Genomic DNA, 13834 nt, shown 5'->3' on the forward strand with positions numbered 1-13834 from the left:
TCCCTTACCCACCAAAAACGCGCTGTGGGTTAGTAATCAGTAAGGTTTCAAGTTGTTCGCCGCTTAAGCCGTGGCGTTTCAGGCGCGGGACAAAATGTTTAAGAATATAGCCATAGCCGTGACCGCCGTAGCGGGTCAGCATGGTTTTCAGGAATACGTCCTGCGACAACAAAACCTGTTCAATAAAGCCGTCATCGATCAGCTCGCGAATAGCGCGGGCATTCTCTTCATCGGAAGGTGACTGCGCGGACTCATCGGCGTAGTAATAGCTCATGCCGATCATGTCGTATTCCAGAAAGGCTCCGCGCTGTGCCAGTTCGCGCTGGTAACGCTTATCGGCAAAGCTGGGGTTCATGTGGCACAGCACAACATGGCGCAGGTCAGCCCCTTCTTCCTGAAGGATATCCAGCACCCGATGGCCCAATCGCTCCCAACCTGGCAGATGTACCTCAATGGGCACGCTTGTCGCGGCACTGGCGCGGCCCGCCGCCCGCAGAGATTTCTCCTCATTTGCAGTAAAGCGGCTGGAAACGCCGATCTCGCCGATGAGACCTGCCAGTACGTCGGGTTTGTCTTCTCTGCCGCCCAGGTCATAAATCAGCTTGTCGGAAAGCGCTTCAATGCTGATCGTTTTCATCCATTCCGGATGTGACGGTTCCAGATACAGTCCGGTACTCATGATGATATTCAGCCCGGTCAGGCGCGCGATACGTTGGAGTGCTTTTGGATCGCGGCCAATGCCGATATTAGTGGGGTCCACCACCGTATCGCCGCCCAGTGCCCGAAACTTCATCAGCTCTTCAATCGCTAAATCCACATCAAAAAGCTGACAGTTATCGCGGCTGATAAGCGGATTGAGGGACAACTCGCCCAGGTTTTCAATGCTTACCGGCATCTCCGCCAGATGACGATCGCTACAGCAGCAGGGCGGTACCCATTTGCCGGAGGCATCCAGCAAAATGTGTTCGTGCATCAGCGTCACACCCATTTCACTCACTGGTAGCGGGCCCAGCACGGTCATCACATAGCCACTGGTGGTGCCCAGTGGCAGCGGATCGGGATGGCGAAAAATGGAATGTTTCATGCGCTATCCTTTCGCTACCGATCGCGTCGGGTTGAGAATGCGGGTGTTCAGCCAGATTGCCAGCAGAATAATCGTACCGGTGGCGATCTGCGTGTAAAACGGAGAGATATGCGACAAAATCAGGCCGTTCTGGATGATGGCAATTGATAGCGCGCCTAACAGCGTGCCAATAATGGTGCCGAAGCCACCGAACAGGCTGGTACTGCCCAGCACCACCGCGGCGATCACCTGCAACTCAAAGCCTTCGCCCTGGTTAGAGGAGCCACTGCCCAGACGGGCGGTGATGATCATGCCCGCCAGCGCTGCCGCCATGCCGCTGATGATGTAGACCTTCATAGTCACGGCTTTGGTGTTAATCCCGCTACGCCGTGCGCCTTCCGCATTCGCACCAATTGCTGTGACATAGCGACCAAAGCGCATATGGTTCAGCACGATATGGCCGACCACCAGCACCACGATGCCGATCAGTGCGGGCATGGGGATGCCCAGCACCCAGGCACGCCCCATAAAGGCGAACAGGCTGTCAGCAGGGATGGGAATGGAGTAGCCCTGCGTAATCAGCAGCGCCACACCTCGCACTACTGCCAGCGTAGCCAGTGTGACGATAAAGGCCGGAATGCCTTCATAGGCGATAAAAAAGCCGTTAATGGCGCCTATCAGCGCGCCCAGCAGTAAGCCGCCCAGTAATACCATCGGCCAGGGCAGTCCCCAGTTATTCAGGGCGATAGCGGACAGGGCGCCGACCAGCGCCAGCGTCGATCCCACGGAAAGATCGATCCCGCCCGTTGTAATCACCAACGTCATCGCCGTGGCGACGATCAGCAGCGGCGCACTCTGACGAATAATATTCAGCCAGTTAGCGCTGCTGAGAAAGTTTCCGGTGATCAGAGAAAACACCACACAGCAAAACACGAAGAACAGCGCGATGCTGACTACGCCAGAGTGATTGTGCAGAAGGCGACGCGGCAACGAGTGCTGCGCCATACGGGAACTGCTCAGATTCATAATAGTCATCCTGTAACCTCGCTCAGTGCGCTGCGGCAGAGCGGGCGACAAATTTCTCACCCACGATCAAATTGACGATCTCGGTCAGGTCCGTGTCGGCCACCCGGCGCTCCGCCACGTTGGTGCCTTCGTACATCACCATGATGCGATCGCAGACCAGGAACAGATCCTGTAAGCGATGGGTGATCAGGATGACACTCACGCCTCGGGCCGACACCCGACGGATAAGTTCCAGCACAGCCTCCACTTCGGCAACGGCCAGCGCGGCGGTGGGTTCATCCATGATCAGCACTTTGGGATCAAAGGCGGCAGCGCGAGCAATCGCAATCGCCTGGCGCTGCCCGCCGGATAAATTGCGCACCAGCAACCGCGTGTCCGGTATAGAAATCCCCAGACCTTTCAGCATTTCTCGTGCGTCAGCATGCATTTTCTCTTCATCCAGAAACGGAATGCCGAGAATCGACTTCATTGGCTCACGTCCCATAAACAGATTGCCTGCCACATCGACGGTGTCGCACAGCGATAGGTCCTGATAAACCATCTCAATATGGCAGCGGCGTGAATCCGCCGGGTTACTGAAATGCTGATCCTCACCATCAATACGAATCGTGCCGCTGGTGGGCACGACGGCGCCTGACAGCACCTTGGTCAGTGTGGATTTACCCGCGCCGTTGTCGCCCACCAGACCCAGCACTTCACCCGGGGCCAGTCGCAGATTTACACCGCGCAGAGACCGTATCGCACCGTAGGTCTTGGTAATATTCACCATCTCTACCCGTGTCAGGGCAGTTTGTGTTTGCTGCATGTGATCACTCCCATCACCGCTAACGGGACAGTTACTCTGGATGTAAAAAAGCGGTTATCCTGCACGGTTTACGCCCTTGTAAACCGGTTTACCTGCAGGATAAAACTTTTGTCGCTACATACAGAACAACACGCTACAACGATATTTGTTTGCCGGTTACGGTATTGCAGCATCCGTGCCAGCCTATAAAGAGGCTCTATGCTCGCGGTCTAACTCACTGTAAATAAAAATATTTAAATTTTTACTTTAAGTAAACCGGTTTACTCACTATAACCATGCGAAATTAAAAAGCTCATTATTTGCGCCAGCGCTGTGCACTTTTGCGCCATTCTGGGACGTTGTTAACAAATTTGTATCGAATCGCGCGCCACCCATTCCACCGGCAGGCGAGTCTCGGCGGGAACGGCGAGATCGTCATTCAAAATGCGCAACATGATGTGAACCGCCGTGCGGCCCAGTTCCCGCGCGGGCTGGCGAATGGTCGAAATGCGGGGTTGAGTAAAGTCGGCATAAGTGGCGTCATCAAAGCCGACCAGCGACAGCGCCTCGGGGGCTTTCAGTCCGCGAGCACGCAGTCCATCCAGCAAACCCAGCACCAGATAATCACTAGCGGCAAAGACTGCGGTAGGGCGCGCACGGCGGCTGAACAGTCGTTCAAGCGCCTGTTCACCAAACTCACGCTGATATTCACCGTACATTACCCATTCAGGCGGCACGTTCAGCCCAGCCTGCTTCATCGCGGTGCAAAAGCCCTGATAGCGCTCGCGCACGCTCATCAGTTCGTCTGGCCCGCCGACAAAGGCGATATGACGGTGACCCGCGGCGATCAGTTTTTCTGTGGCAATACGACCGCCCTGAACATTATCGGCAAACACTTTCGGCACCATGCTGCCAGGAATATCTTCGTCCAGTAACACGATGCGCTGGTGGCGGTTAATTTCTTTGCGCAACAGGCCGTTATCGGGATGGTTGGTGGTAAACAGCAGGCCATCCACCTGGCAGGTATCCAGCCAGCGAATAAACTGACTCTCTTTGCCAGGATGGTTACGGGTGATGCACAGCACCAGGCTGTAGCCATGGGCGGAGGCGGCTTCTTCAGCGGCATCCGCCAGTTCGGCAAAGAAGGGATTGGTGATATCGGGCAGCACCAGCCCTAAGGTTTCGCTGCCGCCCTTGCTCAGGCGGCGTGCCAGGCTGTTACCACGATAATCCAGTTGATGAATCGCCGCTTCAATACGGTCGATGGTCTCCTGCGGCAATATAATGCTTTGATTCATATAGCGGGATACGGTCGCTTTTGACAGCCCGGCCAGTGCTGCGACATCGGATAACAACACCCGTTTTTTACTCATATCACCTGCCATCTTGCCCGGAATCGGGTATCTGTAACATAGTTAGGCGCAGCGGACACCGTTTTTTCCATCGCCGCTGACGATAAAATAATCCCTTGACAAAACTCCGCCGTAAGCAAATTGTAAAAGCAGTTTACCGCATTACCCGGGAGTCACTCCCAGACCGGCTTAACGCGTTTCAGGTGTTCACCATAATGGACAGTGAACCGAAGCGACGTTATTCAGGTTCAGGCTGAACAAGCCATTCATACGATATTTGCCCGCCAACAATAATCCCTCTGCATCCCGATGCGGAGATCGACTGGTTATCGCTCATTCCCGACGAGGAATTTTAAGATGATGGCATTTAACACCAGAAAACTGCGTGCTGTTGCGCTGGCAACCGGCTTGCTGTCTGCGGGTTCTGCTTTTTCTTTGGCTCATGCAGCACCTGTTTATGCGCTGGTTCAGATTAATCAGCAGGCCCTGTTTTTTAATCAGATGAACAAGGGCGCCCAGGAAGCGGCGAAAGCCAGCGGTAATGACTTAGTGATCTTTAACGCCAACGATAATCCCGTGTCGCAAAATGATGCAATCGAAAATTATATTCAGCAGGGCGTGAAGGGCATTATGGTGGATGCCATTGACGTCAATGGCATTATGCCCGCTATAAAAGAAGCGGCCGCCGCTAAAATACCGGTGATTGCGATTGATGCGGTATTACCTGCGGGCCCTCAGGCGGCTCAGGTGGGTGTGGATAATCTGGAGGGCGGCAAAATTATTGGTAAATATTTTGTCGATTATGTAGCGAAAAATATGGGTAGCAAAGCGCGACTGGGCATTGTGGGTGCGCTGAATTCAGCCGTGCAGAATCAGCGTCAGAAAGGGTTTGAAGAAACCATTAAGAGCAATCCGGGTATCACCGTGGCGGATGTGGTTGATGGCCAGAATGTGCAGGATACCGCGATGACGGCGGCAGAAAACCTGATTACCGGTAACCCGGATTTAACCGCTATCTACGCGACCGGTGAACCGGCACTGCTGGGTGCGATTGCTGCCGTTGAAAACCAGGGGCGCCAGAAGGACATCAAAGTCTTTGGCTGGGATCTGACGTCAAAAGCGATTAGCGGCATTGATGGCGGTTATGTCACGGCCGTGCTGCAGCAGGATCCGAAAAAGATGGGTGAAGAGGCAGTAAAAGCCCTGAACACGCTTGCGTCGGGGAAAACAGTGTCAAAAACCATTCTGGTGCCGGCCACGGTGGTGACCAAAGCTAACGTGGATAGCTACCGCGTGATGTTTAAGTAATCGCTGACTCGCCGCCTGTATGAAGCAGTGCGGCGAGTTCCTCTGCGGTGGGGAAAGCCTGCAGTGTCCCATGACGGCTGACGGTCAGCGCAGCAGCCTGACTGGCATGAATAAGCGCTAATGAATCAATTTCACCCCCACGCAGGATCGCGGAAGCCAGCATCACGGCAAGAAAGGTATCGCCTGCGCCAGTGGTATCTATGGCATTGGCAGATTGCGCCGGGCAAAACGTACGCTGGCCACCCTGGGTCAGCCAGGCACCCGCGCTGCCAAGTGTGGTTACCAACGTTTTCACTGCGCGGGGTTGCAATTGTTGCGCTTCGTGCTGATTCACCACGGCGATATCCACCAGCGGCCAGCATGAGGCAAAACCGACGTGTACGGGCGAGGGGTTAAATACGGTTTTCAGACCGTGTGATTTGGCCAGGCTAAACAGCGCATAGGTTTTCCCGGGCGAGAAATTGCCCTGTTGCACCAGCAGATCGCCCGGACGCGCGCTGGCAAGATGGTGGTTAAGCGTATTGATATCCAGCGCATCTGCCGCCGTTGTACTGGTAATAATGGCGTTGTCGCCATCGGCGCTATGCAGAATAAGTGAGGTATCGCTCAACGCAGTAATGGGCTGCGCAGGCAGTAACGTCACGGGCTCGTTCATGAGCTGCTGACGGATCCATTTTCCATTGCTGTCATACCCGGTCGCGGCAATTAAATACGTTTCAATACCGCAACGGGATAAAAGTATCGCCTGATTCGCGCCTTTACCGCCGATATCCTGCGAACGTTTATAACCGTGAACAGAGGCGCCCTTAGCCGGAATATCTGTAACAGACCAGGTTTCATCGACAGTAATATTACCAGCCACATAAACACGCATAGTGTTTTCCTGAACAGGATAAAGAAGCGATGGTTGCTATATCAGCAGAAAAAATTGATGCAATACAAGCGATATTTTCCCGCCCTAAAGCGGTTATTGGCGTCATTCACTGTGACCCTTTTCCGGGTTCGCCAAAATATCGCGGCAAACCCGTCAGCGCGATAATTGATCGCGCATTACGCGATGCAGAAAACTATATTCTCGGCGGCGTTCACGGCCTGATTGTCGAAAATCATGGCGATATTCCTTTTTCAAAACCCGAGGATATTGGTCCGGAAACACCAGCGCTGATGGCCGTGATTACGGAAAAAGTGCGCGAACGTTTCGGCGTGCCGCTGGGTATTAATGTGCTGGCGAACGCCGCACTACCCGCTTTCGCTACCGCGCTGGCGGGTGGGGCAGATTTTATCCGCGTCAATCAATGGGCCAATGCTTATATCGCCAACGAAGGCTTTATTGAAGGGGCTGCCGCGAAAGCGCTGCGCTACCGTAGTCAGTTGCGCGCCGAACATATCAGGGTGTTCGCCGACAGCCACGTTAAACACGGCAGTCATGCGATAGTGGCCGATCGCTCCATTCAGGAACTGACCCGCGATGTCGATTTTTTCGAAGCGGATGCGGTTATCGCTACCGGACAGCGTACCGGTGACAGCGCCACGCTGGACGAAATCGACGAGATTCGCGCCGCCACTACCTTACCGCTGCTGGTGGGTTCGGGCGTCACGCCCGCCAACGTCTGCCAGATTCTGGGCCGCACGCAGGCCGTTATTGTGGCCAGCTCGCTCAAAGTGGATGGCGTCTGGTGGAACGATGTGGATCGGGAGAGGGTGAAACATTTTATGGCCGTGGCGCAGGCTGCGCTGGATCAAGCGTAGCCACCGTTTATCACCTGGCGCAGACCACAAAAAAGCCTGCTGGTGAGGCTTAATGCTTGTCAGTTAAGCTTTTAAGAACGCCGCAGCGGGTAACACTGCGGTTTCTTTTTTACCGCCCGCGGATAATGCCTCTTTAGGGATTTTCACACAGCCACTGGATCGTTCAACCGATCATTTCTGTCTTAACTGATCGGCATTACGCGAAAGCGGCCTTTTTAGTTGGCTAACCGCGCCAGCTCAGGGAGCATACATTTATTAGCCGTCTGCGAATGACGGTTTCAGCCGCTTTTCTCTATTCCCACCGGCTTTTTATGCTTAACGCCGGGTGGTCTCCTGGAGTGTCCTGATAAGTTGCTCTTTATTGAGTGCTACGCAATAGGCGGGCGTCCCACGCTCGAAACGCCAGCCTTCCGCTAACGATCCCGCATCCACGGCATCAAATCCAAAGGCTTCATATAAAGCCGTGGCGATCGCTTTCCCTTCGCTATCATCCCCCGCCAGCGGTAACGCCTGCCGGTTAGCATCACCCGGCGGCAGGCCCTGAGTTTCAAGATCGGTCATGCGGATGGCATTGAATGCCTTGGTGATGCGGCTGCCAGGAAGCAGGCGGGCAAGCCGTTCACTGGTGCTGATGCGGCCATTGAGCAGCTCTTCAATTTCGCCATCGCGGTCGGGATAGTAATTGACTGCATCAAGCACGATTTTTCCCCGCAATTCTGTGGCCGGAAGTTGGTCCGTTGCCGTGAGCGGCACCGCAATTACCACCACGTCGCCGAACACTGCGGCCTCGGTTGCGGTGCCGGTTTCACAGCCAATCATCGGCTTCAGGCTGAACAGCGTGCGTGGATCGCGCGAGTTGCTGAGCATCACCTGATGTCCCGCCTGAATCGCCAGTTTTGCAATCGCCCGGCCAACAAAGCCTGCGCCAGTAATGCCTATTTTCATACGTTGCTCCTCGATGAGTTTCACGCACTGACCTTAATTAAAAACAGGAGGTGGATAAATCGACAAACAGACGCAATATAAACAACCAACAGGAGGGAATCATGGATCGGCTTACCAGCATGAACGTGTTTGTTACCGTCGCGGAATCGGGCTCGTTTGCCGCCGCAGCCGGGCATTTGCAAATCTCACCGCAGATGGTGGCGAAGCATATCGCCATGCTGGAGAAGCATCTCGGTACGCTGCTTCTGCATCGCACCACCCGACGACAAAGCCTGACGGATGTGGGCCGCAACTATTACGAACGCTGCAAAATCGTGCTGGCAGAGGTGCAGGAAGCGGATGCGATCGCACTGGATATGCAGCAGCGGCCGTCCGGTACGCTGAAGGTCAGCGCCCCGGTCACGTTTGGTTCTTTTAGCCTGGCGCCGTTTGTGACCCGCTATCTTGACCGGTTTCCGGAAACGCAGGTCGATCTTGAACTCAGCGATCGGCTGGTCGATCCGTTTGAAGAGGGTTATGAGGTGGTGATCCGGATTGGTGCGCTGGCGGACAGTTCGATCATCGCCCATCCACTGCAGCCCTACCGGCTGATAGCCTGCGCGTCGCCAGCCTATCTGGCGCGGCGCGGTATTCCCACCACGCCAGCGGAGCTGGTGAACCACGCCTGTCTCGTTTATGGCATCTGGTCGCCCTCAAAACCCTGCCGCTGGGTATTCAGCCTGGCCGGTAAGGTTGAAGAGGTGCATCCGCAGGGGCGCATGCGATCGAACGACTGGAAAGCGCTCCTGCATGCGGCGCTGGAGGGTTATGGCATTACCCTGGGGCCGGCCACCATTCTCTCTGAAGAGATCAGACAGGGTCGGCTGGTCCAGGTGCTGCCCGATTATGCCGGGCCAGCACGACCCATGCATGTGCTGATCCCGGCGGGCCGCCGCCAGACGGTGAAAATCCGCAGCTTTGTTAGCGCCATTATTACCGAGTTTGGCCTCTATCCACCCCAATCCGGCTAAACCAGGCGCTTATCGGCTCAGCAGCGGCAGTAACTGGGGCAGCTGCGACAACAGGTAGAGAATCAGCCCGATGGTGCCGCCAACCAGCGTGCCGTTGATGCGGATAAACTGCAGGTCTTTACCGATATTGAGTTCGATCTGCTGCGACATGTCGCGTGCATCCCAGCTCTTCACGGTGTCGCTGATGTGACGCGTCAGGAAGCCAGCAAACTCTGGCGCAACGCTGCGTGCGGCCTGTTCCAGATGCTGATTCATCGAGTCACGCAGCGCCGGGTCGGCCGCCAGGGTTTCGCCCAGCCATAATGCCGCACCGCGCACTTTCTCCTGCACCCGTGAATCATCGCTGCTGAGATCTGCCTTAAGCCAGTTGCGCATATCATTCCACAGCTCGCCGATATAGCGATTGAATGAGGCATCTTCTTTCAGCCAGCCTTTGATCTCTTCGGCACGCTCTGCCATTTCCGGGTCGTTCTGCAGTTTAACGATCAGTTTGTCGACCGCCCGATTGAAGCCGAGGCGCAGTTCATGGCCCTGATCCAGCGCCACATCATCCAGCAGTGAATCGACTGCGTTTGCCACCAGCTCGGCGCTGTGCTCGCCCAGCCATTCGGTCGGCAACATTTTGGCTTTGATTGGATGCTCGCGTTTCAGCCAGCGCACCAGCTGCATGGCAATAAACTCGCGGGTACTGGGCTTGTGCAGCAGCTTCAGCAGCTGTTCGATTGCCGCGTCCAGCAGCGCCTGATGACGGTTGTTTTTCGTCAGGCTCTCCAGCAGCAGGGCGCTGGTCTGGCTGAGATCGACCTTGTCGATGGCGCGATGTACTGCGCGGCGCATAAAGGTCTGGATCCGCGCATCATCGGTCAGATCAAGGAAGCCGCGCATCACCTGCAGCAGATGACGTCCGATGCGGTCAGCATTGCCTGGCGCATTCAGCCATTGCGCCAGCAGGCTGGAAGGATCGTGACGGCGAATCAGATTGAGCAGCGAGTCGGTATCAAGAAACTTCTCCTGCACAAAGCGACCGAGGTTTTCACCGATACGATCTTTGTTGCGCGGAATGATGGCGGTATGACGCGAGATAAAGGGCACCGGCACGCGCCGGAACAGTGCGACCACCGCGAACCAGTCCGCCAGCGCGCCGACCATCGCAGCTTCCGCAATCGCTTTTACGCCGCTGACCCAGAAGCCGGGCGGCAGAAAAAGCGTAACGATAAAGGTAATTGCAGCCAGCAGTAACAGCAGCAGCGCCAGACGTTTCGTCCGTTTCAGTTCGTGTTGTTTATCCATATCCTGATCTTAGCAGAGAGCCGGTTTCATCGGCGACGACCACCCAGCAGGCTGCCGAGTACGCCACGGATGATTTGATTGGTAATCTGGCGCGTGGCGCTTTTCGCCATGGTCTGCACCACGCCATCGTGCTTGCCGCCGCGCGGGCCGGTTCGGCCAAACAGGATCTCTTTCAGCCCGCCGAGAATGCCGTTATCTACCGCGACATCGTCGCCTTTCGCCGGAGGTGCACTGGCCTGATCGCTGGCGGCCTGAAACCCTTTTTGCAGCTTCTCAAACGCCGATTCGCGATCAACTTCGCTGTCATATTTGCCAAAGAGCAGTGAATGGTTGATCAGCCCGTTGCGCTCATCGCCTGTGACCGGACCCATACGTGAGCGGGGGGCGATCACCATGGCGCGTTCCACCACCGACGGACTGCCTTTAGCATCCAGGAAGGAGATCAGCGCTTCGCCGGTGCCCAGTGCCTGAATCGCCTCGACGCTGTTAAATGCCGGATTGGCGCGCAGGGTATCGGCGGCGGTTTTTACCGCTTTCTGATCTTTGGGGGTGAAGGCGCGCAGGGCGTGCTGAACGCGGTTGCCGAGCTGCCCCAGCACCCGATCGGGAATATCTGCCGGGTTCTGGGTGACGAACCAGACGCCGACCCCTTTGGAGCGGATCAGCCGCATGACCTGTTCTATTTTCTCCAGCAGCACCGGCGGCGCGTCGGTAAACAGCAGGTGCGCCTCATCGAAGAAGAACACCAGCTTTGGCTGATCGAGATCGCCCGCTTCCGGCAGATGCTCATAAAGCTCCGACAGCAGCCACAGCAGGCTGGTGGCGTAGAGTTTCGGCATCTGGTAGAGCTTCTCAGCAGAGAGGATGTTGATGACGCCTTTGCCGTTGCTGTCGACGCGCATCCAGTCGGCAATATCCAGCATCGGTTCACCAAAGAAGTGCTCCGCGCCCTGTTGCTCCAGCGTCAGTAACCCGCGCTGGATGGCGCCGACCGAGGCGCTGTTGATGTTGCCGTAGTGGGTCTGGAAGCTTTTGGCGTTGTCACCGATGTACTGGGTCATGGCGCGCAGATCTTTGAAGTCCAGCAGCAGCAAACCCTGGTCATCGGCGATGCGGAAAATAATCTGCAATACGCCGCTCTGCACCTCATTCAGGTTCAGCAGTCGCGCCAGCAGCAGCGGCCCGAGATCGGAGACGGTAGCGCGAACCGGATGGCCTTTCTCGCCGAAGATATCCCACAGCACCACCGGATTGCTCTGCGGCTGCCAGTCGGTGACGCCGATTTTCGCCAGCCTCTCCTGCAGCTTTTCGCTGGACTGGCCAGCCATCGCCACGCCTGTCAAATCGCCTTTAACGTCAGCCATAAAAACCGGCACGCCGCTGGCGGAGAACGATTCAGCCAGTTTCTGCAGCGTAACGGTTTTACCGGTGCCGGTCGCACCGGTGATCAGGCCGTGGCGGTTGGCCATTTGCGGCAACAGATGAAGTTCGACGTCTGGCGTACGGGCAATCAGTAGCGGGGAAGTCATGATTTTCCACTCTCAGGCATTGGGTTATGCCTGAAGGATAGCAAGCCGGAGCGGCACAGGAGGAGAACTATTCACCAAAAAAAGGCCGCTGCCCGGGGAGCAGCGGCCTGCCACAGAGGTTTACTTCTGAACCTCTTCAAAATTGAGCAGGCTGACGCCGATGCCCTGCTGCAGGTGACTGAGGTTGCTGCGCACCGCCACCTGGGTTGCGCCCTGTAGCAGCATGACAAACGGCGAATCCTGCTGGATGCGGCTTTGCAGCCCGGTGTAGAGGTTGCGACGTTTCACCGCATCACTCTCTCCGGCGGCGGCGCGGGTCTGTGCACTCAGCTCCGGAATCGTCCAGCCGACGCGCCACGCCAGGGTTTTGCCGCCGCCCGGCACGTTATAGGCAAAGGTGCTGGCATTGGTGTTGGGATCGATGTAGTCCGCGCCCCAGTAAGTAAAGATGGCCTGGAAGTCACGGCTGCGCATTTTGCTCCACAGCTCCGATTCCGCTACCGGCTGGATATCAAGCTGCACATCCGCTTTGGCAAAGCTGGCCTGCAGTGCCTGCGCCACATCAATGTAAGGCGGCTGGTTCACCACCGTCAGCGCGATATGGGTGCCAGGTTTGATGCCGCCTTTTTGCAGTATCGCCTGCGCTTTTTTCAGATCGTAATGGAACGGTGTCGTGTTCAGCGCACCATCGAAGCCGTCCGGCAGGAAGCTCTGATGAATGCGGTACTGACCTTTCAGCAGCTGGTTCGCCAGGCTGTCATAGTCAACCAGCCAGCGTGCCGCCTGCCACAGCGCCGGATTCCCCAGCGCCGGTTGCTGCGGGCTTTGGGTGTTAAAGCCCAGGTAGTAAACCAGGCTGGAAGGGAAGGCATCAATACGCACATTGGCGGTGTTCTTCAGCGCGGCAATCTGATCCGGGCCGAGCTGATAGGCGACATCCACATCACCCTGCTGGATCAGCAGACGGCGGCTGCCCGGATCGGCCACACCTTTCAGCAATACCCGCTTCAGATGCGGCTTCTGGCTGCTGTGGGGATTGGCCTCCAGCACCAGCGCCTGCAGCGGCACAAACTGTTTGATGGCATAGGCGGCGCTGCCGGCGGAGTGCACCTTCAGCCAGCTATTGCCGTAATCGTTGTTGCTGGCGTGCTCTTGTGCCAGTTTGCTGTCGACGATGGAGGAGACCGGCGCGGTCAGCAGGCGCAGCGCCAGATCGCTGCCGATCTCTGCTGGCCAGCGCAGTTCAAGCTGGTGGTCGTTGATCACCGTGAACTGCTGATCGATGTTTTCTGGCGTCCAGCCAAATTCACCCAGAATAAAAGAGGGCGCTTTATTGAGTTTTACCGCGCGGGTTAATGAGAAGACCACATCCTGTGCAGTCACGGGATGACCACTGGCGAAGCGGGCCTGCGGATTAAGATCAAAAACCAGGCTGTGAGGCGTTTTGCCTGCCTGCCAGCGCGTGGCCGCCAGCGGCGAGAGCTGCTGCGGATTCTGATGATCCGGCTCCAGCAGCGTCTGGTAGATATTGCGCAGGCTACTGTTGCTGACGGTCTCAAAACTTTCCGCCGGATCGAAACTGATGATGCCATCAAGCGGAACGGCGACGACCAGCGTGTCGCCAGGCGTGGCGGCGTGTGCCGGGTGAACCAGTGCCAGAGCCGTTAACAGTGACAAGAGTGTTTTTCGCATGGAGAGTTATCCTGAGTCGTTGATAGCTCTACTCTATCGGGCGCCGGATAATCTCCAAATGCGGGTTTCTTATGAGCTTTGCACAA

Annotated in this window: 12 protein-coding genes; 3 read left to right on the forward strand and 9 right to left on the reverse strand. The window is 56.3% G+C overall.

The window, feature by feature from the left end; all coding sequences use genetic code 11:
- Positions 1-4: 4 nt before the first annotated feature.
- The 4 genes from AC0T7J_RS14850 to AC0T7J_RS14865 form a co-directional block, all read right to left on the reverse strand.
- Entirely contained in the window at positions 5-1084 is a 1080-nt protein-coding gene (locus AC0T7J_RS14850) for a phosphotriesterase family protein (protein WP_473795152.1), read from the reverse strand.
- 3 nt (positions 1085-1087) lie between these two features.
- Complete coding sequence (locus AC0T7J_RS14855; RefSeq protein ID WP_163658388.1) at positions 1088-2089, reverse strand: ABC transporter permease; 1002 nt, start codon at positions 2087-2089, stop codon at positions 1088-1090.
- 22 nt (positions 2090-2111) lie between these two features.
- Positions 2112-2858 carry an ATP-binding cassette domain-containing protein gene (locus AC0T7J_RS14860; RefSeq protein WP_163658614.1) on the reverse strand — a complete coding sequence of 249 codons (747 nt, stop codon included), beginning with the start codon at positions 2856-2858 and terminating at the stop codon, positions 2112-2114.
- Between the two features lie 377 nt (positions 2859-3235).
- Positions 3236-4258 carry a LacI family DNA-binding transcriptional regulator gene (locus tag AC0T7J_RS14865; protein WP_083070291.1) on the reverse strand — a complete coding sequence of 341 codons (1023 nt, stop codon included), beginning with the start codon at positions 4256-4258 and terminating at the stop codon, positions 3236-3238.
- Between the two features lie 324 nt (positions 4259-4582).
- Here AC0T7J_RS14865 and AC0T7J_RS14870 point away from each other — a divergent pair, with 324 nt between their 5' ends.
- On the forward strand, positions 4583-5533 hold the full coding sequence (locus tag AC0T7J_RS14870) for an ABC transporter substrate-binding protein (RefSeq protein ID WP_473795154.1): 951 nt from the start codon (positions 4583-4585) through the stop codon (positions 5531-5533).
- Here AC0T7J_RS14870 and AC0T7J_RS14875 read toward each other — a convergent pair.
- Entirely contained in the window at positions 5526-6407 is an 882-nt protein-coding gene (locus AC0T7J_RS14875) for a PfkB family carbohydrate kinase (RefSeq protein ID WP_473795156.1), read from the reverse strand. The genes AC0T7J_RS14870 and AC0T7J_RS14875 overlap by 8 nt on opposite strands.
- Positions 6408-6436: 29 nt before the next feature.
- Here AC0T7J_RS14875 and AC0T7J_RS14880 point away from each other — a divergent pair, with 29 nt between their 5' ends.
- A complete protein-coding gene (locus AC0T7J_RS14880; protein WP_473795158.1) occupies positions 6437-7282 on the forward strand; it encodes a BtpA/SgcQ family protein in 846 nt (281 codons plus the stop codon).
- Between the two features lie 315 nt (positions 7283-7597).
- On the opposite strand, the gene AC0T7J_RS14885 is transcribed toward AC0T7J_RS14880, so the two are convergent.
- Entirely contained in the window at positions 7598-8227 is a 630-nt protein-coding gene (locus AC0T7J_RS14885; RefSeq protein ID WP_473795159.1) for an NADPH-dependent F420 reductase, read from the reverse strand.
- Between the two features lie 101 nt (positions 8228-8328).
- Between AC0T7J_RS14885 and AC0T7J_RS14890 the strand changes: the two genes are divergently transcribed.
- Positions 8329-9237 carry a LysR substrate-binding domain-containing protein gene (locus AC0T7J_RS14890; RefSeq protein ID WP_473795161.1) on the forward strand — a complete coding sequence of 303 codons (909 nt, stop codon included), beginning with the start codon at positions 8329-8331 and terminating at the stop codon, positions 9235-9237.
- Between the two features lie 9 nt (positions 9238-9246).
- On the opposite strand, the gene AC0T7J_RS14895 is transcribed toward AC0T7J_RS14890, so the two are convergent.
- From AC0T7J_RS14895 to AC0T7J_RS14905, 3 genes are all read right to left on the reverse strand, one after another.
- Positions 9247-10527 (reverse strand): DUF445 domain-containing protein, encoded by a 1281-nt coding sequence (locus AC0T7J_RS14895; protein ID WP_115758367.1) that lies wholly within the window; start codon positions 10525-10527, stop codon positions 9247-9249.
- A 26-nt stretch (positions 10528-10553) separates the two neighbouring features.
- Entirely contained in the window at positions 10554-12056 is a 1503-nt protein-coding gene (locus AC0T7J_RS14900) for a helicase HerA-like C-terminal domain-containing protein (protein ID WP_473795163.1), read from the reverse strand.
- A gap of 120 nt (positions 12057-12176) precedes the next feature.
- Positions 12177-13748 carry an ABC transporter substrate-binding protein gene (locus AC0T7J_RS14905; protein ID WP_473795165.1) on the reverse strand — a complete coding sequence of 524 codons (1572 nt, stop codon included), beginning with the start codon at positions 13746-13748 and terminating at the stop codon, positions 12177-12179.
- Between the last annotated feature and the right edge of the window lie 86 nt (positions 13749-13834).

The sequence above is a fragment of the Pantoea sp. E956-1 genome, assembly GCF_982223955.1.

What these genes read in the sequence shown, in the direction of transcription:
- AC0T7J_RS14850 (WP_473795152.1), bottom strand. Translation starts at nt 1,084, where the DNA reads ATGAAACATTCCATTTTTCGCCATCCCGATCCGCTGCCACTGGGCACC.
- AC0T7J_RS14855 (WP_163658388.1), bottom strand. Translation starts at nt 2,089, where the DNA reads ATGAATCTGAGCAGTTCCCGTATGGCGCAGCACTCGTTGCCGCGTCGC.
- AC0T7J_RS14860 (WP_163658614.1), bottom strand. Translation starts at nt 2,858, where the DNA reads ATGGTGAATATTACCAAGACCTACGGTGCGATACGGTCTCTGCGCGGT.
- AC0T7J_RS14865 (WP_083070291.1), bottom strand. Translation starts at nt 4,258, where the DNA reads ATGGCAGGTGATATGAGTAAAAAACGGGTGTTGTTATCCGATGTCGCA.
- AC0T7J_RS14870 (WP_473795154.1), top strand. Translation starts at nt 4,583, where the DNA reads ATGATGGCATTTAACACCAGAAAACTGCGTGCTGTTGCGCTGGCAACC.
- AC0T7J_RS14875 (WP_473795156.1), bottom strand. Translation starts at nt 6,407, where the DNA reads ATGCGTGTTTATGTGGCTGGTAATATTACTGTCGATGAAACCTGGTCT.
- AC0T7J_RS14880 (WP_473795158.1), top strand. Translation starts at nt 6,437, where the DNA reads ATGGTTGCTATATCAGCAGAAAAAATTGATGCAATACAAGCGATATTT.
- AC0T7J_RS14885 (WP_473795159.1), bottom strand. Translation starts at nt 8,227, where the DNA reads ATGAAAATAGGCATTACTGGCGCAGGCTTTGTTGGCCGGGCGATTGCA.
- AC0T7J_RS14890 (WP_473795161.1), top strand. Translation starts at nt 8,329, where the DNA reads ATGGATCGGCTTACCAGCATGAACGTGTTTGTTACCGTCGCGGAATCG.
- AC0T7J_RS14895 (WP_115758367.1), bottom strand. Translation starts at nt 10,527, where the DNA reads ATGGATAAACAACACGAACTGAAACGGACGAAACGTCTGGCGCTGCTG.
- AC0T7J_RS14900 (WP_473795163.1), bottom strand. Translation starts at nt 12,056, where the DNA reads ATGACTTCCCCGCTACTGATTGCCCGTACGCCAGACGTCGAACTTCAT.
- AC0T7J_RS14905 (WP_473795165.1), bottom strand. Translation starts at nt 13,748, where the DNA reads ATGCGAAAAACACTCTTGTCACTGTTAACGGCTCTGGCACTGGTTCAC.